The sequence below is a fragment of the Streptomyces sp. CoH27 genome, from assembly GCF_020181035.1.
GTDB classification, from domain to species: Bacteria; Actinomycetota; Actinomycetes; order Streptomycetales; family Streptomycetaceae; genus Streptomyces; species Streptomyces camelliae.
The window spans coordinates 20605-38605 of the sequence record NZ_JAIQYY010000040.1 but is presented as its reverse complement, the minus strand read 5'-3'; the positions used below and the strand labels follow the sequence as shown (position 1 = coordinate 38605).

The window sequence follows — 18001 nt, the reverse complement described above, 5'->3', positions numbered from 1 at the left end:
GGGCCCTGGTGAGTGCGGCGGCTCGGCCTGATCTCAGGCTCAGAAGGGGTTGTGTACGTGCATGTCGTAGTGCTTCTGGCTCGGGTTGTACGTGCAGAAGTGATAGCGGAATGGCCAGCCAGAGTTGGGAAGGCCGTCCAACGTGGCCTGGGCCTTGAGGCAGTCGTCGCAGGTTTTGTAGGTGACGCCCGTCCACGGCTCGTTCCGCGCGGCGGTGTTGTTGCAGTCAAGTTGGCTCTTCGGACTGGCCGTGATCTTGGCGGTCAGGGGGGCCGCGCCGGCAGAGGGAGCCATCGCGCCGCCGAGCGCGATGGTGAGCACCGCCGTCAGGGCGGCGAAGACAGCCTTCTTCGAGACGTTCAAAGGGAACCTCCTGGCTACGGATCAGGGAGCGCGTGTCGGATGAGCACCCGCGCCGGAAGTGAACGGCCGTGGTCGGCCGTCCCTCCGGCCTGAAAGAACAGCTGTTCACGTGGTGTTCGACAACGGCTGTCGAACATCGAACAGAACCCCGTGTGAGCGGCAGGGTCTTGACCTGCTCGTTCGCGGGGACGGCCCGAACTCGCTTTCTTGGCTGGTTTGTTCTGGAGAGCCAGAACAAACCGGTTTACCTAGCGCTACCGCCCGATAGGGCCGGGCGCCGCCGACCTACGGGTTTCCCCTGGAGGGGAACGATGGTGTTTTTTCGGCGAAAACTACTGGGACCCGCTCATCGCCGGCACACACGTCGGCGACGAGGACGCGGTGCGCACCGAGGCATACGGAGGAGTGCCCGTTCGTTGGACCACGCACAAGTGGCGGCCGGAGCAGCTCGTGGACGTGATCGAGCAGGCCGGACTGCACCCGGTCGCCGAACTCCGGCTCCCCGCGGATGATGCGAAACGCTTCGGTCGAAGCGCTTCGCACTGCGCTCGAAGGTCGCGGATGCTCCGGGGCCCGGGTCGAACGGGCCCGCTGCCCGGGTGGGCAGCCCCAGCTGGGTTGCGAGGTCAGTTGGTGGAGGGGTGGATCTGGGCGATGCCGGCGGTGGTGCCCTGGTAGAGGGTGCCGTCGGGGCCGGTGACGCCGGCGAGCTGGGTGGTGTCCCACTGCTGGCCGGTGCCCAGGGGCTGGGTGCTGACGGTCCGGCCGGTGGCGAAGTCGATGACGTTCAGGGCGAAGTTCTCGGTGGTGCCGGTGAGGGTGCGCTGGACGGTGTAGATGTTGCCGTCCTCGGTGGAGAGCTTCGGCAGGGCGGAGGAGGGGACGGGGTTGCTCCACGCCTGGTTGCAGCCGGATTCGTCGGGCCGGACGTCGATGCGGGTCATGCCGCCGGGCAGCGGGACCACGGGCTGGCCGGGGTGGTAGTTGTAGCCGTAGGTGTTGACGAGGACCACGCTGTTGCCGAGGCCGATGGGGGCGTTCTCGGCCGCGCTTGCTCCGGGGCTGAAGAGCGGGTAGCTGCAGAGCAGTTGGCTGCCGCCGGTGAGGGCGTCGAGGCGTCCGGAGCCACCGGGGCTCCCACACGGAGTCGTCGGTGTAGGCGTGGGCGGCGTCGGTCAGCCAGTCGAGGTTGTCGAGGTGGTGGTCGCGTCATCGCAGCCTTGCCGTAGACCGTTCGCTGCGGTGACTTCCCGGATCGCTTCGGCCAGCCTGGACCGCCGCCCCCGCGACGAAAGATTCGGGTCAACGCCGATAGGCCAGATAGACGAGGTCTTCGACCGTGTCGGTTGCGGCGAGGTGCCAGTGTTTGGCGTCGGTGGTGTCGCTGAAGAGGCGGGTACCGTGGCCGATGACCAGCGGAAAGACGACCAGGCGAAGCTCGTCGATCAGGTCGTGCTCGACCAGTTCACGCACCAGCAGGGAGCTGGCCCAGATCATGATCGTTCCGTCGACGTTGGCCTTGAGCTTGGCTACTTCGGTGGCGGCGTCACCGTTGAGCACGGTGGTGCTGGTCCAGGACGGGTCGGTCAATGTGCTGGACAGGACGTACTTCGGGATGCTCCTGGTGAGTTCCGCGACGGGGGTTGGTGCCGTCGGCGTAGCGGGAAGCAAAGAATTCGTAGGTGCGGCGGCCGAACAGCAATGCCTGCACGCCACGCGTGTCGTGCACGATGCGTTGGATCCATTCTTCGTTGGCGGCCGCCGACAGGTTGTCGCGCCAGTCGAAGGCGCTGACGCTCTCCTCGCCGATCGGGTCCTGCATGACACCGTCGAGGGTGATGTTTTCGAAGACGACGATCTGTCCCATTGGTGCTCCTATTGTTCGAGGTCACCGAGGTAGATCCGGATCGCGGCGAAAACTGGGCGGTGCGCGCCGCCCAGTTTCCCCGGGGCGCGGGGTCGGTCTGGTTGACGGCTTGTCCGGCCGGATCCGCAGCCGAAACCCTCGGCGCTCGACCGGCCCGAGGAGAGGACGATGCGGTGACCGCAGAGCTGATCGCCCGGTGCCGGGCCGGCGACGCCGACGCGTTTCGCGAGCTCGTCGAACCGTTCCGCCGGGAGCTGCTGGTGCACTGCTACCGGTTCCTCGGTTCGATGCACGACGCCGAGGACGCCCTGCAGGAGACGTTGTTCGACGCCTGGCGGGGGCTCAGCGCGTTCGAGGCGCGGTCGGCGGTGCGAACCTGGCTTTACCGCGTCGCGACGAACCGCTGCCTCAAGGTGTTGCGGGCCGCCAGCAGGAGGCCGCGAATGGCGATCCCCGGTACCAGCGCGGCTGAGTTGGAGCTGCCCGAGCCTTCTGCCCACGGCGAGGTGGTCTGGCTCGAACCCTGTCCCGACGTGCTGCTCGACGGTGTTCCCGACACCGCGCCCGGACCCGAGGCGCGCAACGAATCGAAACAGGCGATATCGCTGGCGTTCGTGACCGCCGTCCAGCTGCTACCGCCGCGCCAGCGCGCCGTGCTCATCCTGCGGGACGTACTTGGCTACCGTGCCGCCGACGTCGCCGAATTCCTTGACACCACTGAAGAATCCGTCACCAGCGCCCTCAAACGCGCCCGCGCCGGCATCCGAGCACAGACGCCCCGATTCGGCGCCACGCAACCACCATCTCCGCCCGACTCGCCATGTGAGCGGGAGCTCGTTGACGGTCTCACCCGGGCCTTCGAGTCCGGCGACGTCGACGGCGTGGTCGCGCTACTCGCCGACGACGTCCGCCTCACGATGCCGCCGCTGCCGGTCGAATACCTCGGCCGCGAAGCGGTCACCCGTCTACTGGCCGCCGTCTTACACCGGATCACCAGTTACCGCCTGGTCGTGACCCGAGCCAACAGCCAACCCGCCTTCGGTGTCTACCTGCTGGACCGCCACACGGTCACTTGGCGCGCCACCGGCTTGCTGGTCCTCACCCTCGCGGCAGACCGCATCGCCGCAGTGACCCGCTTCGAAAACAGCCACCTGCCCCGCTTCGGCCTACCCCGCACCCTGCCATCCGACCACTAGCCCTGGCCCGGTAGGGGCCGAGGTCTTCCGAAGATGAAGGTTCCGACACGCCTCATCCGGAAGACCTCGACGTGTCTGACCCTACTTTCGCGTGCCCTGACCTGACCACGTTCGCTCGGCTTGACAAGCTCACCCTGCAGATCACCGGCCAGCGCCTGGAGCCCGATCGTGCAGTGCTGGCATGCCGGGTCGTCGAACCCGACGACTGGTGCCAGCGCTGCGGGTGCCAAGGCTCGCCGCGGGACACGGTGCCCCGACCGTTGGCGCACGAGCCGCTGGGCTGGCCCGGACCGCACCGCGGCCGGGAGGCCGGTCACTGAGTGCACCTGTCGACGATCACGTAATTGGTTCTGGCCGCGATTGCGTGAATCCCCAGGTCATCATGCGACTGCGGGAACGTTTCTTGCGGGCATTGCCCAGGTATGGGGGCCGTGGCGATCGGGGATGTGCTGTTTCCCGAAATCGATGTGCGTGTCACCGCGGTGCACGTCACCGTGGATGGAGTCACTGTCGAGGCATCGTCCTGCGCTCGGCCACCAGCCTGCCCGGACTGCGGCTGTCCGGGACGCCGCGTGCACTCGCGGTACGTGCGCCGACTGATGGAACGTCCGCTGGTAGGACGGTTGTTGGTGATCTCACTCAAAGTACGCCGCTTCTTCTGCGAGCGAACCTCGTGCCCAAGGCGGACGTTCGCCGAGCAGGTCCCGGACCTGACCGAACGCTACCGGCGTCACAGCGCCGGGCTGCGGCGATGGATGCTTGCCATCGCGACGTTCCTGGGCGGCCGTCCCGGCGAACGTCTATGCCGGACCCTGCAGTTACCCGCCGGCCGCACCCACCTGCTGGGCTTGCTCACGGCTCCGACGGTGCCTGAGCAGGCCCCGCGAGTGCTGGGTGTCGATGAGTTCGCCTTCCGCAAGGGCTGGCGCTATGGCACCGTCCTGGTCGACGTGGAAGCCGGCCGCGTGGTGGATGTCCTGCCGGACCGGGACTCGGCCAGCTTCGCAGACTGGCTGCGCGAGCATCCCGGCGCAGAGATCATCTGCCGAGACCGGGCCAGCGCCTACTCCAGTGCCGTGCGCGAGGCAGCACCAGGCGCCCAGGAGATAGCCGATCGATGGCATTTGCTGAGCAATCTCTCCTCTGCGGTCGAGAAGACCTGCCACGAACACCGCTCCTGTCTGCGTAAACAGGCCGAGGCCGAACGGGATACAGAGCCGCGGCGGATCATCAATCCGCTGCCTCCGCCGGCTCTGCCGCCCACCAAGATCGCCATCCGTACCCGCGACCGGTACGCGGACATCCACCGCCTGCTCGCACAGGGACACTCCGTCTCCGCGATCGCCCGGCGCCTGCTCTGGACCGCAAGACCGTCCGCCGCTTCCGCGACACCGACCTCGACGTGCTGCTGGCCTCGGCCCGGATGGGGCGCCCCGAAGGAGTCCTGGAGCCGTACACCGCGTACTTGACCGAGCGGTTCATCGACGGCGTGACCAGCCCGACCGACCTCTTCCGGGAGATCCGACAGCGCGGCTACCAGGGCAGCGATCTGCCGGTGCGCCGCTACGTGGCAGGACTTCGGACCGGCACTGTCGAACCCGCCCGCGGCGCCATCCCCAGCCCGCGCAAGATCACCACGTGGATCATGCTGCCCCGCGGCGCTCTGCGGCCTCAAGAGGAAGACCAGCTCCTGAGCGTGCGGCTAGCGTGCCCCGACATCGCACGGGCCTGCGACCTCGCCCGCGCCTTCCACGACCTGCTCCAACACCGCCGTGGCCACCAGCTGTTGGAGTGGGTACGCGAAGCCGAGCGTGAGGCACCGGCCCCCATCCTCGCCTTCGCGCAGGGACTGTGCCTCGACCTTCAGGCGGTCACCGTCGGCCTGACCCAGCCCTGGAGTTCCGGAATCGTCGAGGGCCACGTCAACCGCATCAAGACGATCAAGCGGGCCATGTACGGCCGAGCCGCGTTCCGCCTCCTCCGTACCCGTATCCTCCTGAGGGCATGAGCCGGGCAATCACGCAATCGCGGCCAGAACCAATTGTTTGACCGTCGACAGTGCACCCGATGCCCCGCACCCGATGCCGTGGTGCGCGCCGGCGATGCCCGGCATCCACTCCACCGAGTGGAGTCCACCGGCCGGGAGTGGACGGCATCTTGCGGGAGATTGCGACATTGACCGGACGATGTCGTGCATCCACCCGGCGAAGGGGAAACGCGCCGCCCTCAACGGCCCGCTCCACCGCATCGACCCCACCCGATGCGCGCCGCTTCCGCCCGCCGAGTGGATGCGCAGCGACGGACGGTGGTGCGGCTACTGGTGCGCACCGGGTGCGGGGTGCACCGCGTGAGCCAGCACCAGGCGTGTCGTGTGTGACAGCCCGAACTCGGGATCGTCGCGGTGCGCGTCGAACAGGGTGTTGGCCCGGTGTGCCTCGGTCAGTTCGGCGTCGGTGGCAGGCCGGGCCAGCCACCGGTAGTAGGGCTGACGAGCCAGCCCGAGCACCCGGCACGTCACCGCCACCGGCACCCTGTAAGGGGCATCGGCGGCGGCCGGCTCACGGACGAGCGGGTACATCATTTTGCTGGCAGGTTCGCCTGCGACAGATAGGCCGCGGCCCGGCGGAGGACCTCGTTCTCCTGCTCCAGCAACCGGATCCGCTTGCGGGCCTCACGCAGCTCGGCCGACTCACCCGACGTCGTCGCGGGCCTGGCGCCCTCATCGGTCTCGGCGCGGCGCATCCACTTCGACAACGTGATCGGGTGGACCCCGAAGTCGGTGGCCACCTGCTCGACCGTGACACCCGGGCCGCGGTGGTTGTGCGCCGCCGTGCCTGCCGCAGGATCGTGAAGAGTTCGTCCCGGCCGGTCTCATCGGTGATCCCGGTCGGCGCTGTAGCGGGTTGCCGGCCTCGATCGGTCGAAGTCGCGGCTTCAGGAACGCGAGTCAGAAATATAGATTAGTGCTAATGTATTTTCATGTCTCAGACACAACGCCAAGCGGTCGTCGAGGCAGTCAGGGACGCTCCGATCGACCTGGGCGGCGAACTGGAGCCTCTCCGCCTGGAATTCGAGGCACTGCTCGCCTCCCGCCCGGTCCCTGCGGACGTAGTGGCCGTACCGATCGAATGGGGACCCGTGTGCGGGCTGCGGATCTCGACCGGCGCGACCGTGGCAGGTCGCACCGTTCTGTTCGTGCACGGGGGCGGGTTTGTCGTCGGCAGCGCCGTCGGAGCCATCGGTCTCGCATCGGCAGTGGGCGGGGCGGCGGGCGCGGAGTCGATCGCGGTCGACTATCGGCTCGCACCCGAGCATCCGTTCCCCGCGGGGCTCGACGACGTCGTCGCCGCTTACACCGCTTTGATCGACAGCGGAACACCGGCGAGCTCCATCGCGATCGCGGGCGAGTCGGCCGGGGGCAACCTCGTGCTCGCCACGCTCGTCGCGCTCCGCGACCGCGGCCTGCCGCTGCCGGCGTGCGCTGTAGTGATGAGCCCCTTCGTCGATCTGACCCTGGAAACCTCCTCCCGAAGCGGCAGGGCACAGCTCGACCCTGCACTGTCGACATCCGCTCTGCGACGGCGGATCTCCGAGTACCTCGGTGACACCGACCCCCATCACCCCCTGGCCAGCCCGCTGCTCGCGAATCTGCGTGGACTGCCGCCGCTGCTCGTGCAGGTGGGCTCGTACGAGGTGCTTCTCGACGACGCGCTCGAACTGGCGCGCAAGGCGGCACACGCGGACGTCGACGTCGCCCTTGAGGTCACGGCCGGTGTTCCGCACGTGTTCCAGACCCGTGCGGCCGTACTGGACGAGGCCCGTGAGGCGATCGAGTCCGTCGGCCGGTTCATCGACCGCCACACCCAGCGCCAGTGACCGGCCCCCATGCCGGCAATCCCGGTCGCGACTGGCGCGCCTTCGATGATCTCGTGCGGTTCGAGACCGTGCTATGGGCCCGAGTGGACGCGGCACTGCGCTCCGAAGCGGGACTGACACTGGGGGACCTCTCGGTGATGACGGTCGTCGCCGGACTGAACGGCTGCAAGGTCAGTGATCTCGTGCGGGCGCTCGCGATCACGGTCGGCGGTGCGAGCCAGGCGGCGGACCGGGTCGTCCGCCGGGGGCTGTGTGAGCGCCGCACCGACCCCGCCGACGCCCGCGCGTCCATCCTGGTCCTCACCGCCGGCGGGCGCGGCCAGCTGGCGAGAGGACGTCCGGTCGCCGAACGGGTCCTGCACGAGCACTTCTCCGTACTCGGTGAAGCGGCCGGCAACATGTTCCGTGAGGCACTCCGCCTGCTCCGCACCGCTGCGCTCGACTGATCCCGGGCGCGCCTGGCGGCTCGTGAAGGACCTGCCGGACAACGGGCACGAGGTGCCCGGCATGGCCCGCACGGACGACGGCGCCGCGAGGCTGGCGGCGGCGGGCGCCGCGGTGTACCGGGGCAGCCTGGCGGACCTCGACAGCCTGCGGAAGGGCGCGGCCCGGGCGGACGGTGTGATCCACCTGGCTTACCCGCACGGCATGGGGCACATGCCGTGCGGCACCAAGGCGGGGATCCTGCTGGGCGGCAGCCCGCGCGGGATCACCGTCCGGTTCGCCGCGGCGGGGGCGGGCGCGGACCGCAAGGCGATCGACGCGTTCGGGTCCGTCCTCGCGGCCACCGGCGGACCTCTGGTCGTGGCATTCCCGACAATGGCGCTCGCATCCGGCTCCCTCGTCACCGAGCGCGAGGCGCCGGATCCGACCTCGCCCGGCGCGGCCCGCATCGGCTCCGAGACGGCGACACTGGCCCTGGTGTCACAGGGGGTGCGGGCGTCGATCGTGCGGATTTCCGCCGACGGTGCACGGCGACGGGGACAAGGCCATGGTTCCGCGACTGATCACCGCGGCCCGCAAGAGGAACATGGCCGGCTATGTGGACCCAGGTTTCAACCGCTGGCCCGCCGCGCACAAACAGGACGTCGCGTGGCTGTTCCGGCTGGCGCTGGAGGACGGGGCGGCCGGATCGAGGTACCACGCGGTGGCGGAGGACGGCGTGCTGATGCGCTCGATCGCGGAAGTCATCTCCAAGCGCCTGAACGTGCCGACGCGGTCGCTGACGAAGGAGCAAGCGGCTGGCCACTTCGGCTGGCTCGCGGCATTCGCGGCCCGGGACAACCACGTCTCGAGCGGGCTGGCACGCAAGGAACTCGGCTGGCGTCCGGCCGGCTCCGACCTGGTCACCGACCTGGACCGGCCCGAGTACGTCACAGTGCGTTGAGCCGCTGCCGGCCAGCCTTGGCTTCCTCGACGAGACCGAACCCGGACTGTTCGCACAGCCCCGGCATTCAGGCTCCGGCCGTCCCCGCCGACCAGTAATCCTGATCCAGACCAACGGGCAAAACGTTGGAAGACCCGTTATTGCCCGCTGGGCGCGCGCGTTGGCGTCAGGAACGAAGGGTGCGCAGGCCGGTGCGGATTTCGCTGACCAGGATCCCGGGCTGTTCCAGGGCCGCGAAGTGCCCGCCCTTGCCGGCCTCGCCGTAGTGGATCAGATTGCTGTAGGTGTCTTCGATCCAGCTGCGTGGCACGCGGGGGATGTCCTTCGGGAAGACGGTCACCGCGACCGGAAGCGTCACCTTCGGGCCGGCGAAGGTGAGCGATCTGTTCTCCCAGTAGATGCGGCCGGACGACGCTGCGCTGTTGGTGAACCAGTAGAGGAAGATCGCGTCGAGGATGTCGTCGATGCTGAGGGCGTCCTCGGCGAGCCCGTGGTTGTCGGTCTTGGACTGGAACTTCTCGTAGATCCAGGCCGCCTGGCCGGCGGGGGAGTCCGCCAGGGCGAATCCGACGGTCTCGGGCTTCGTGCCCTGAAGGTGGTTGGAGCCGCCGAGATCGCCGGTGTAGAGGGCGAGGGTCTCCACGGCGTCGCGCTGTTCGGGCGTGAGGGTGTCGGGGATCTGTGCGGGAAAGGCGTACTGGGTGTTCAGATGGATTCCGACAAGCCCCTCAGGTTGCATGGCCCCGAGGGCGGTGGTGACGACGGCACCCCAGTCGCCGCCTTGCGCGGCCCATCTCGTGTAGCCGAGACGCTTCATCAGCTCCACCCACGCGCTTGCGATGCGCGATACGGTCCACCCGGTCTCCGTGGGCTTCTGGGAGAACCCGAACCCGGGGAGCGACGGGACGACGACGTCGAACGAGTCGGCGGCGTCTGCCCCGAACGAAACCGGATCGGTCAGCGGGCCGATCAGCTTCAGGAACTCCACGATCGAGCCCGGCCATCCATGCGTGAGGAGCAGCGGCATCGCGTTGGGGTTCTCGGACCTGACGTGGATGAAGTGGATGTCCAGCCCGTCGATCTCGGTCAGGAACTGGGGGAAGCGATTGAGCTCGGACTCCAAGCGCCGCCAGTCGTAACCGCGCTCCCAGTACTCGACAAGAGACCTGGCGTTCTCCACGCGAACCCCTTGCGACCAGTCGCCCACCGTTTCCGGATCCGGCCACCGGGTTCTGGCCAGTCGCTGCTTGACGTCGTCGATCGCCGATTCCGGGATCGAGACGGTGAACGGGCGGACGAGGGCCGGGGTGGGCGGCGTCGGTGCGGTCATGGCCTTCTTCTCTTCTCCTGAGCTTCGAAGCACAGCGCACTCCTTCGCTGCACACGGGTGTACAGCGAATCTCACTGTACACCCGTGTGCAATACTGGTGGCGTGTCCACCCAGTCCGCCCGCATGCGCTCGATGATCGAGACACGCGATCGCATCCTCAACGTCGCCCTCGATGTGCTGGGAGAGAAGCCCGACGCCGGAATGGGCGAGATCGCCTCCGCTGCCGGCGTCGTCCGTCGCACGGTCTACGACCATTTCCCCTCGCGCCTCGACCTGGTCCGGACACTCACGGAACGGGCCGTCACCGAGATGACAGCCGTGCTCACCGAACTCAACGCCTCCGGCGCCGAAGCGGACGCGACGTGGGTCGAGTTCATCGCCCGCCTCTGGCCGGTGGCGCACCGGTACCGCGTGCTGCTGGCGCTGCGCCGCGGCGAGTACGGCGAGGCGATCCACGGCCTGCTCGGGCCTGTCGACGAACTCCTCGCCGACCTCGTCAAACGGGGCCAGGACGGCGACGTGTTCGCACAGCACCTGCCGGCGGGCATTCTGAGCCAGGTCGCCTACGGCGTCGTGTTCGCCATCGCGGACAGCGACCTGTCGAACGGGACCCTCGGCGCCCGAGCAGCGACGATCACGAGCCTGCTGATGCTGGGAGTTCCCGAGACACGCGCAATCGCTCTCACGGGCGACCAGCCCTGACCCGCGGCACTTCGAGCGGAGCCGCGGATCGTCCTGCTCCGGACGCGACATCGTCACCGCACCCTGCCTATAAGAGCTGTCCCGGAAATGATCTTTAACGTGCCTGGTGGCCTCCTGGTTTCCGCGTCACCCGGCAAGGACGAGGTTGTGCAGGCGGGCGATGCCGAGCATGGCGTGGTGAACGCCATCGCCTTTCAGCCGGCAACCGGCAGCCGCGAAGGATCTTCCAGCCCTTCATCCGGGCGAAGACGTGCTCCACCCGGGCACGGACTCTGCGGTAGGAGGCCTTGTGCTCCTCCTTCCAGCCCGGGAGTTCGGTGTGGCCTCTCTCGCGGCGGTGCGGGATGACCAGGCCGGTCCCGGCAACTGCCGTCCGCGATGACAGCGGTCTTGCCGACGGCGTCTTTCGCGCCGGACAGCTCCCACGCCTTGCCGTCGTTGCGGTTGCCGGCGACTGGTCGGCCGACCGCGACGACGAGCCGGGTTTCGGCGTCGATGACGACCTGGTGGTGGGTCAGATGGCCGCCACCGGCCCCGGGTTCGGCATCCTGCCGGACGCGGTGGTGATCCGCACGCTGCTGGTCCCGGCTCTCGTCGCGATCACGGGCCGGGCCAACTGGTGGATGCCACGCGGGCTGGGCCGGATTCTGCGCGTGCCACAAATCAGCGATACCAGCGAAAGGAATCTGAAAGCTCCCGCTTCCTACCGTTCGAGCGACCTGGAAGACACCTACCCGGACCCGTCCGGACGGAGGATCTGATGGAAAGACTCGCAGACTGGGTGACCCGGCACCGACTCGTCGTCGGGCTGGCCTGGCTCGTGATCACCGTGGTCGGCGTACTCGTCGCACCGTCCCTGTCCGGCCGGCTGCAGTCCGGCTCCCACGTCAGCGGACCCGGCTACACCGCCAACACCGCCATCGCGGCGCACTACGGCGGCGCCGCGTCCGATCCTGGCGTGCTGATCCTGAACACCCCCTCTGGTCAGACCATCGACTCACCGCGAGTCAAGCAGGATCTCGCGCGGATCGACAGCACCCTGGCACAGTCCGCGCCGGACCTGCGCGTGGTCTCCTACGCCGCAGACGGCGACAACGCACTGGTCGGCACCAACCGGACCAGCACCATCGTGCTGGCCTACCCGCCGAAGGCCAGCGACGACGTGGGCACGACGCAGATCGACCAGCTGACCGCCGCAGCCCGGCAGGCGGCGCCGGACCTGACCGTCAACGGCACCAGCTACCACGCGCTGGAGGCCGGCAACACGACAGGCGGGGGCAAATCCTCGGTTCTCAGCGAGCTGATCACCGGAGCTCTGGGCGCGCTGCTGGTCCTGGCCTGGGTGTTCGGCTCCTTCCTGGCGCTGCTGCCGCTGATCATGGCGCTCATCAGCGTCCTGACGATGCAGATCCTCATCTACGGCCTGACCTACGTGGTGCCGTCGTCCTCGCCGCTCAACCCGGCGGTGCAGTACATCGTCGCGCTTCTGGGCCTGGGCCTGTCGATCGACTACTCCCTTCTGGTGGTCACCCGCTGGCGGGAGGAGCGCACGCTCGGCAAGTCGAACCAGGAGGCGGTGGCGGCCGCGGTCAAGCGCGCCGGACACAGCGTCTGGTTCAGCGGCGTGGTGGCCTCGCTCGGCCTGTTCGCGCTGATCGTCATCCCGAACTCGATGGTGCGCGGCATCGGCATCTCAGGTCTCTTCATCCCCTCGACCGCCGTGCTCGTCGCGCTGACCCTGCTGCCGGCCATCCTGTCCAAGATCGGGCCGGCGCTGGACTGGCCGAAGCGCGCCTCGCGCCGCCACCCGGCGAGCCGGTTCTGGACCGGCTGGTCGAAGTTCGTGATCAGGCACCGCGTGGCGTCCGCGGTCGTTGGCCTGGGCCTGCTCGGCACGCTGGCCGGGACCGCGACCACGATCAACATCGCGCAGCCCAGCACACAGGCCATGGCCTCGGCCGGCACCTACACTGACGGCCTGCGCACCCTGCAGGCCGACGGGTTCCCGTCCGGCACGCTGACCGCCGTCCCGGTCTACGTCCCGCACGCCGCCGACGCGCCGACCGTGGTCGATTCACTGAGCACGGTGTCCAGTCTGCACGGCGCGGCGCAGGCCACCGGACCCGCCTGGCGCGCCGCCGACGGCTCCGCACTGGTCATCGCCATCCCGCAGACCGAGGTCGGCAGCTCCCACGGCGGTACCGCGCTCGCCGACATCCGCACGGTGGCCGGGCACGGCGCGTTGGCCGGCGGCGACGGGGCGCAGAGCATCGACGAGACAAACGCCACCTACGGCTCGTTCCCGCTGCTGTTCGCGGTGGTCGCGGCGGTGACGTTCCTGCTGCTGGCCCGGGGCATGCGCTCCATCGTGCTGCCGGCCAAGGCGGTGCTGCTGAACATGCTGTCGGTCGCCGCGACCTACGGCGTCCTGGTCCTGGTCTTCCAGCACGGCATCGGGATGCAGGCCCTGTGGGGGACCAGCAGCTACGGCGCCATCGACCAGCTGGCACCGGCGCTGATCTTCGGGTTCCTGTTCGGGGTCTCGATGGACTACGAGGTCTTCATCCTCGCCCGGATCCGGGAGGAATATGACCGGACAACGTCCACGCGCGAAGGCATCATCGAGGGCGTGTCCCGCACCGGGCGCCTGGTGACCTCGGCCGCGATCATCCTGTTCTTCGCGCTGGCCTCACTGTCCACGGCCAACGACGTCACCGTCCGGGAGATCGCCGCCGGCCTGGCCTCCGGCGTGGTGCTGGACGCGATCGTCGTCCGGATGCTGCTGCTGCCGGCCCTGGTCTCGCTGTTCGGGGACCTGAACTGGTGGCTGCCGGACCGGGCACGCCGCGTCCTGCGGCTGGGGCCGCTGCCTGCCGCCACGGAGCCCGGGCCGCGACAGCCCGCGCACGAGGCGCTGACCGTGGGGGATGCTGAGTAGATGCGGGTACTGGTGGTCGAGGACGAGCCGGACGTCGCAGAAGCCCTGACCTGGGGCTTGAAGGCGGAAGGCTACGTCGTGGACGTCGCGGACAACGGGATCGACGCTCTGTGGAAGGCCACGGAGCGTCCCCACGACGTGATCGTGCTCGACGTGATGCTGCCCGGGATGGACGGCTACCAGGTGTGCCGGACGCTGCGCGAGCGCGGGATCTGGACGCCGATCCTGATGCTCACCGCGCTGGACGAGGACCTCGACCACGCCGAGGGCCTGGACAGCGGCGCCGACGACTACCTGCCCAAGCCCTTCTCCTATCCGGTACTCCTGGCCCACCTGCGCTCCCTGACCCGGCGCGCGCTCGGCGCCAGGCCGACGGTCCTCACGGCCGCCGGCCTGGCGCTGGATCCGGCGGCGCGGACGGTGACGCGGGACGGCGTGCCACTGGAGCTGAGCTCTCGCGAGGTCGCGGTGCTGGAGTACCTGCTGCGGGCGGTCGGCCGGGTGGTGGCGAAGACCGAACTGCTGGAGCACTGCTGGGACGTGCACTTCGACGGGGATCCGGCGGTGGTCGAGGTGCTGATGCACCGGCTGCGGCGGAAGATCGACGCCGCGGGGGCGGCTTCCGGGGCGGTCGTCAAGACGGTCCGGGGCCAGGGTTACGTCATCCGGGAGCGGCCGTGACGGCGCGCCTGGCCCGCCGCCTGCGACTCGGCACCGTCCGCTCCCGCGTCACTATCGTGGCCGGTCTGGCGCTGACCGCGGCGGTGACGCTCGGCATCGTGGTGATGTACCTGCTCCAGGTCGACTCCGCACGCCGTACCGTCGACAGTCAACTGCACACCTATGCCACGCAGATCGAGCAGTCGGCGTCCGCCGGCGGCACCTTTCCCAACCCCTTGCCGGCCTCGTCCCTCGACGCCTCTGCCGAGGCCCAGGTGCTGGCCGACGACGGCAGTGTCCTCGCGGCGACCCGGACCCTCACCGGGCTGCCCGCCGTCTACAGCCTGCCGCCGGGTTCCGATACGCCGGTGCGGCAGAAGGCCGCCGACGGTGTCGTCGCCGGCGAGGTCGCCACCTACGGCGAGCATCTCACCGTTGGCGGCCGGCCGGTCTCGATCGTCACCACCTCGCCGACCACGACCCGCAGTCAGATCAACGAGACCTTCGCCCGGCTGCTGCTGATCGGGCTGCCGGCGCTGCTGGTGCTGGCCGGCGGCACGATCTGGCTGGTGGTCGGCCGGGCACTGCGTCCGGTCGAGCAAATCCGGCGCACCGTCACCGACATCACCGACATCTCGGCGACAGACCTGACCCGGCGCGTCCCGGAGCCGGGCACCGACGACGAGGTGGGCCGCCTGGCTGACACCATGAACGCGATGCTGGCCCGGCTGGACGACGCCGCCACTCGGCAGCGGCGTTTCGTCGCCGACGCCAGCCATGAGCTGCGCAGCCCGCTGACCGCGATCCGCACCGGCCTGGAGGTCGGTCTGGCGCATCCGGAGCAGGCGCCGTGGCCGACGATCGCCGAACGCGCGGTCAGGCAGGCGGCGCGGCTTGAGGAGCTGATCAGCGAACTGCTCCAGCTGGCGCGGGTGGACGCCGGCAAGGCCGCGGCCCGGCGCCGACGGGTGCCGCTCGCCGAGCTGCTGACCGAGGTCGAGGCGGGCACCGCGCCGAGCGGACCGGTCCGCATCGAGCTCGACATCCCCGCAGAACTCGCCGTCACCGGCGACGCAGCCGAGCTGTCCCGGGTGTTCCGCAACGTCATCGACAACGCGCTGCGCTACGCGCGGACGACGGTCCGCGTCACCGCCCGCGAAGACGGCGACACAGTACGCGTGACAGTCGGCGACGACGGCCCTGGCATCCCCAGAGAGGAGCAGGAGCGGGTCTTCGACCGATTCGTCCGCCTCGACACGGGCCGGACCCACGGCGTCGGCTCGACCGGCTTGGGCCTGGCCATTGCCAAGGCGATCATCGTCGCGCACGAGGGGTCGATCGCCATCGACACCGCACCCGAAGGCGGGGCTCTGGTCGCCATCACGCTCCGGGGCTTCGGCGAGGCGTTGACCCTTCTCTGAGCTTGTTCTTTAACCTCGGAGGCCGCTCTGGTCTTGTGTGGGTTACGAGACCCGGTCTGTCAGGTTCTGTGGAACGGTGCCGTTCCGCAACGACGGTGGTGTCGGCGGGACGGTCGATAATGTCCGTCATGGCAGATCGCAGTCCGGTTCTCCAGATCCTCACCTCGGCGGCGCGGGAGTCCCTGAAGCCCCTCGGCCTGACCCAGCAGGGGCGATCGCGGCTGTGGGTTGATGATCATGGGTGGTGGCTCGGGGTTGTGGAGTTCACCCCGCCGCGGACCGCTGGCAGCGGTCTGCACGTCGGCGCGATGTGGCTGTGGCACGACGTAGACCACCTGGCCTTCCACGTCGACGCTGTCCGGGTCGGCTCCGAACTGTTTCGCACCGAGGACCAGTTCACGCGGCTGGCACTCAACCTCAGCCAGCAGGCCGCTGCGAACGTGATCGCGCTGAGGGAGAAGTTCCCGGCACCGCCGGATGTCGCCCGATACATCGCATCCAGGCCGGTGCGTCGGGGGTTCCTCTGGGACAGCTTCGACGCCGGGATCGCGGCCGCCCTGGTCGGGGACCCGGACACGGCCCGCCATCACTTCGAGCGGGTCCTCCGAGAGGAGCCGCTGGCGCCCTGGATGGCCGAAGCCCAGGAGAAGACACGTGAACTGCACGCGATGGCGGCAGATCGCGGCGCTGTGACCGCATGGCTCACACGGGCGGTCGGCTCATGCCGGAGCAAGCTGGGCCTGGATCCCGTGCCACTCGCGATCAGCTGAGCGGCCCCACTCGTCGGCATTCGTTCTCAGCGCATCCGGTCGCGTTCGCTGATGCTCTCGGGGCGGCGGACGGTTTTTCCGACGTCGTAGCGGGTGGCGGGTCGTTGGTTCTTGGAGCCGAGTGGCCTGCCGGGGCCGGGTCGGGTGGGTTTGGGTGCACGGGCCGGGCAGGGCAACGTCGGGCGGATGTTCCTGAACCCCCGCCGGACCCGGGACGGGGGGAGCCTGTTCGGCTCGGCCGGTTTCTCCCAGGGCCGGCGGACGTCCTCGGCGAGCGGCCGGGCGAGCCGCAGCTGGGTGTGCGCGACGATGATCAGCCACGTCCAGCGGTCCGCCGCTTCCGGTGTGCGGAGTTTCGGGCGGGTCCAGCCGAGGGTCTGCTTGATCATTCTGAAGGTGTGCTCCAGGTCGAAGCGTCGCAGGAACGCCTGCCAGCGCAGATCGACGTCGGCGTTGCCCAGGCCGGTGGCGGAGGACCACAGCCACAGCGGTAGCGGGTCGCCTCCGCCGGGCAGGTGGTCGACCTGGAGGCGGATCAACATCCCCTCGATGATGGGAAGTTCACTGTAGTGGTCGATCCAGGCGGAGCGGGTGGTGAGCCGGGGATGAAGGCGGTCCCAGGCCATGGCCTTCGCCGTGCCGTAGCGGTCGGTGACCTGGACGGTTGCCGCGTCGGGCTCGCCCCACGTCTCGGGCTTGGCGAAGCGGAACTCCTTGCCGTGCTTCGGAGGGCGCCCTCCCTGGGGATAGGCCTGGGCATACTCCAGCTGCGTGGGTGTCGGCCGTCGCATGACGCGGTCCGAGCGCATCCGGCCCAGAACCCCCACCGGCAGGTCCCTCAGCAGGTAGGCAAGGCGCGGGACGTCGTAGCCGGCGTCGAAGACGACCAGGACATCCGGATCGCCCTCGCGCCAGCGTCCTGCGATAACGAGGTCCTCGACCACCCGGCGGACCTGAACGGCGGTGACCTCGGCGACGTCGTCCTCGGGGCCGAGGCGCACAGCGTCGAGCAGCTGGCACCAGGACGTGCGGCCCGCCTCCAACGCGGCGACGAACGAGTACGGCCAACCCGGGATCATCAGGTGCTGGTCACGGCCCCGGCCGAAGGTGTGGCAGAACAGCCTGTCCGGGCTGCACTCGGCGTCCGGCCGCAGCCAGTTGCTGACGTCCACGGCCAGGACGAGCCGGTCGTCGGCGGCCTTGGGCTGAGGCAGGGCGGCCAGCGTCCGCCGCAGCCGTACTACGTCGACACGGCCGCGGTTTAGCGCGTCGTACAGCGCGCCGTGCCCACGCCGGTGCTCGGCCAGCAGCGTCAGCTCCACCGGCGAGGTCACCGGCCCGTCCGCACACAACAGCGCGTCGGTCAGTTCGAACAACACGTCGCGCCGACTGGTCAGACAAGCGTAGAAGTCACCCCGGAAGCGTGACGCCTCCGCGAACGCCTCCCCGTGGACAGCATCAGGCAGCAGACTCACCCTCACGGCCTTCGTC

The 18001-nt window shown here is 69.2% G+C and carries 18 protein-coding genes and 3 pseudogenes; 12 read left to right on the top strand and 9 right to left on the bottom strand.

Going from position 1 to position 18001, the window contains the following annotated elements:
* Positions 1-39: 39 nt before the first annotated feature.
* The 4 genes from LE548_RS40215 to LE548_RS46785 all read right to left on the bottom strand — a co-directional run bounded on the left by LE548_RS40215 (position 40) and on the right by LE548_RS46785 (position 2230).
* A complete protein-coding gene (locus tag LE548_RS40215) occupies positions 40-363 on the bottom strand; it encodes a hypothetical protein (protein ID WP_225102001.1) in 324 nt (107 codons plus the stop codon).
* 626 nt (positions 364-989) lie between these two features.
* Entirely contained in the window at positions 990-1376 is a 387-nt protein-coding gene (locus tag LE548_RS40210) for a hypothetical protein (protein ID WP_225102000.1), read from the bottom strand.
* A 289-nt stretch (positions 1377-1665) separates the two neighbouring features.
* A complete protein-coding gene (locus LE548_RS40205) occupies positions 1666-1953 on the bottom strand; it encodes a dihydrofolate reductase family protein (protein WP_374116240.1) in 288 nt (95 codons plus the stop codon).
* A complete protein-coding gene (locus LE548_RS46785; protein WP_374116238.1) occupies positions 1910-2230 on the bottom strand; it encodes a hypothetical protein in 321 nt (106 codons plus the stop codon). The genes LE548_RS40205 and LE548_RS46785 overlap by 44 nt, the downstream gene beginning before the upstream one ends.
* Positions 2231-2403: 173 nt before the next feature.
* On the opposite strand from LE548_RS46785, the gene LE548_RS40200 reads away from it, so the two are divergent.
* The 4 genes and pseudogenes from LE548_RS40200 to LE548_RS40185 all read left to right on the top strand — a co-directional run bounded on the left by LE548_RS40200 (position 2404) and on the right by LE548_RS40185 (position 5434).
* Positions 2404-3426, top strand: a complete 1023-nt coding sequence (locus LE548_RS40200) for a sigma-70 family RNA polymerase sigma factor (protein ID WP_225101998.1) — start codon at positions 2404-2406, stop codon at positions 3424-3426.
* Positions 3427-3497: 71 nt separating this feature from the next.
* A pseudogene (locus LE548_RS40195) lies at positions 3498-3710 on the top strand (ISL3 family transposase); the annotation flags it as partial.
* A gap of 147 nt (positions 3711-3857) precedes the next feature.
* Entirely contained in the window at positions 3858-4895 is a 1038-nt protein-coding gene (locus tag LE548_RS40190) for an ISL3 family transposase (RefSeq protein WP_225101997.1), read from the top strand.
* Complete coding sequence (locus LE548_RS40185; protein WP_225101996.1) at positions 4892-5434, top strand: transposase; 543 nt, start codon at positions 4892-4894, stop codon at positions 5432-5434. The genes LE548_RS40190 and LE548_RS40185 overlap by 4 nt, the downstream gene beginning before the upstream one ends.
* A gap of 306 nt (positions 5435-5740) precedes the next feature.
* Here LE548_RS40185 and LE548_RS40180 read toward each other — a convergent pair whose 3' ends face one another.
* Together LE548_RS40180 and LE548_RS40175 are read right to left on the bottom strand one after the other, a co-directional pair.
* Positions 5741-6007 carry a hypothetical protein gene (locus LE548_RS40180; RefSeq protein WP_225101995.1) on the bottom strand — a complete coding sequence of 89 codons (267 nt, stop codon included), beginning with the start codon at positions 6005-6007 and terminating at the stop codon, positions 5741-5743.
* A pseudogene (locus LE548_RS40175) lies at positions 6004-6222 on the bottom strand (transposase); the annotation flags it as partial. The pseudogene LE548_RS40175 and the gene LE548_RS40180, both read right to left, overlap by 4 nt.
* A 183-nt stretch (positions 6223-6405) precedes the next feature.
* Between LE548_RS40175 and LE548_RS40170 the strand changes: the two are divergent.
* The 3 genes from LE548_RS40170 to LE548_RS46240 all read left to right on the top strand — a co-directional run bounded on the left by LE548_RS40170 (position 6406) and on the right by LE548_RS46240 (position 8689).
* Positions 6406-7302, top strand: coding sequence for an alpha/beta hydrolase (locus tag LE548_RS40170; RefSeq protein WP_225101993.1), 897 nt, complete (start codon positions 6406-6408; stop codon positions 7300-7302).
* A complete protein-coding gene (locus tag LE548_RS40165) occupies positions 7299-7748 on the top strand; it encodes a MarR family winged helix-turn-helix transcriptional regulator (RefSeq protein ID WP_225101992.1) in 450 nt (149 codons plus the stop codon). The genes LE548_RS40170 and LE548_RS40165 overlap by 4 nt, the downstream gene beginning before the upstream one ends.
* A gap of 584 nt (positions 7749-8332) precedes the next feature.
* Positions 8333-8689, top strand: a complete 357-nt coding sequence (locus tag LE548_RS46240) for a hypothetical protein (RefSeq protein WP_308030994.1) — start codon at positions 8333-8335, stop codon at positions 8687-8689.
* A 166-nt stretch (positions 8690-8855) separates the two neighbouring features.
* Here LE548_RS46240 and LE548_RS40155 read toward each other — a convergent pair whose 3' ends face one another.
* Positions 8856-10019: an epoxide hydrolase family protein gene (locus tag LE548_RS40155; RefSeq protein WP_225101991.1), complete on the bottom strand. Its 1164-nt coding sequence runs from the start codon at positions 10017-10019 to the stop codon at positions 8856-8858.
* 102 nt (positions 10020-10121) lie between these two features.
* On the opposite strand from LE548_RS40155, the gene LE548_RS40150 reads away from it, so the two are divergent.
* Entirely contained in the window at positions 10122-10721 is a 600-nt protein-coding gene (locus LE548_RS40150) for a TetR/AcrR family transcriptional regulator (RefSeq protein ID WP_225101990.1), read from the top strand.
* Between the two features lie 126 nt (positions 10722-10847).
* Here the strand turns inward: LE548_RS40150 and LE548_RS40145 are convergent.
* A pseudogene (locus tag LE548_RS40145) lies at positions 10848-11236 on the bottom strand (transposase); the annotation flags it as partial.
* 245 nt (positions 11237-11481) lie between these two features.
* On the opposite strand from LE548_RS40145, the gene LE548_RS40140 reads away from it, so the two are divergent.
* The 4 genes from LE548_RS40140 (at position 11482) to LE548_RS40125 (ending at position 16510) form a co-directional block, all read left to right on the top strand.
* Positions 11482-13659, top strand: coding sequence for an MMPL family transporter (locus LE548_RS40140; RefSeq protein ID WP_225101989.1), 2178 nt, complete (start codon positions 11482-11484; stop codon positions 13657-13659).
* Positions 13660-14340: a response regulator transcription factor gene (locus tag LE548_RS40135; RefSeq protein WP_225101988.1), complete on the top strand. Its 681-nt coding sequence runs from the start codon at positions 13660-13662 to the stop codon at positions 14338-14340.
* A complete protein-coding gene (locus LE548_RS40130) occupies positions 14337-15740 on the top strand; it encodes a cell wall metabolism sensor histidine kinase WalK (RefSeq protein WP_225101987.1) in 1404 nt (467 codons plus the stop codon). Before LE548_RS40135 ends, LE548_RS40130 begins: the two co-directional genes overlap by 4 nt.
* A gap of 128 nt (positions 15741-15868) precedes the next feature.
* Positions 15869-16510, top strand: coding sequence for a hypothetical protein (locus tag LE548_RS40125; protein WP_225101986.1), 642 nt, complete (start codon positions 15869-15871; stop codon positions 16508-16510).
* Positions 16511-16536: 26 nt separating this feature from the next.
* Here LE548_RS40125 and LE548_RS40120 read toward each other — a convergent pair whose 3' ends face one another.
* Positions 16537-17985, bottom strand: a complete 1449-nt coding sequence (locus tag LE548_RS40120) for an NF041680 family putative transposase (protein WP_225102006.1) — start codon at positions 17983-17985, stop codon at positions 16537-16539.
* Positions 17986-18001: the final 16 nt, after the last annotated feature.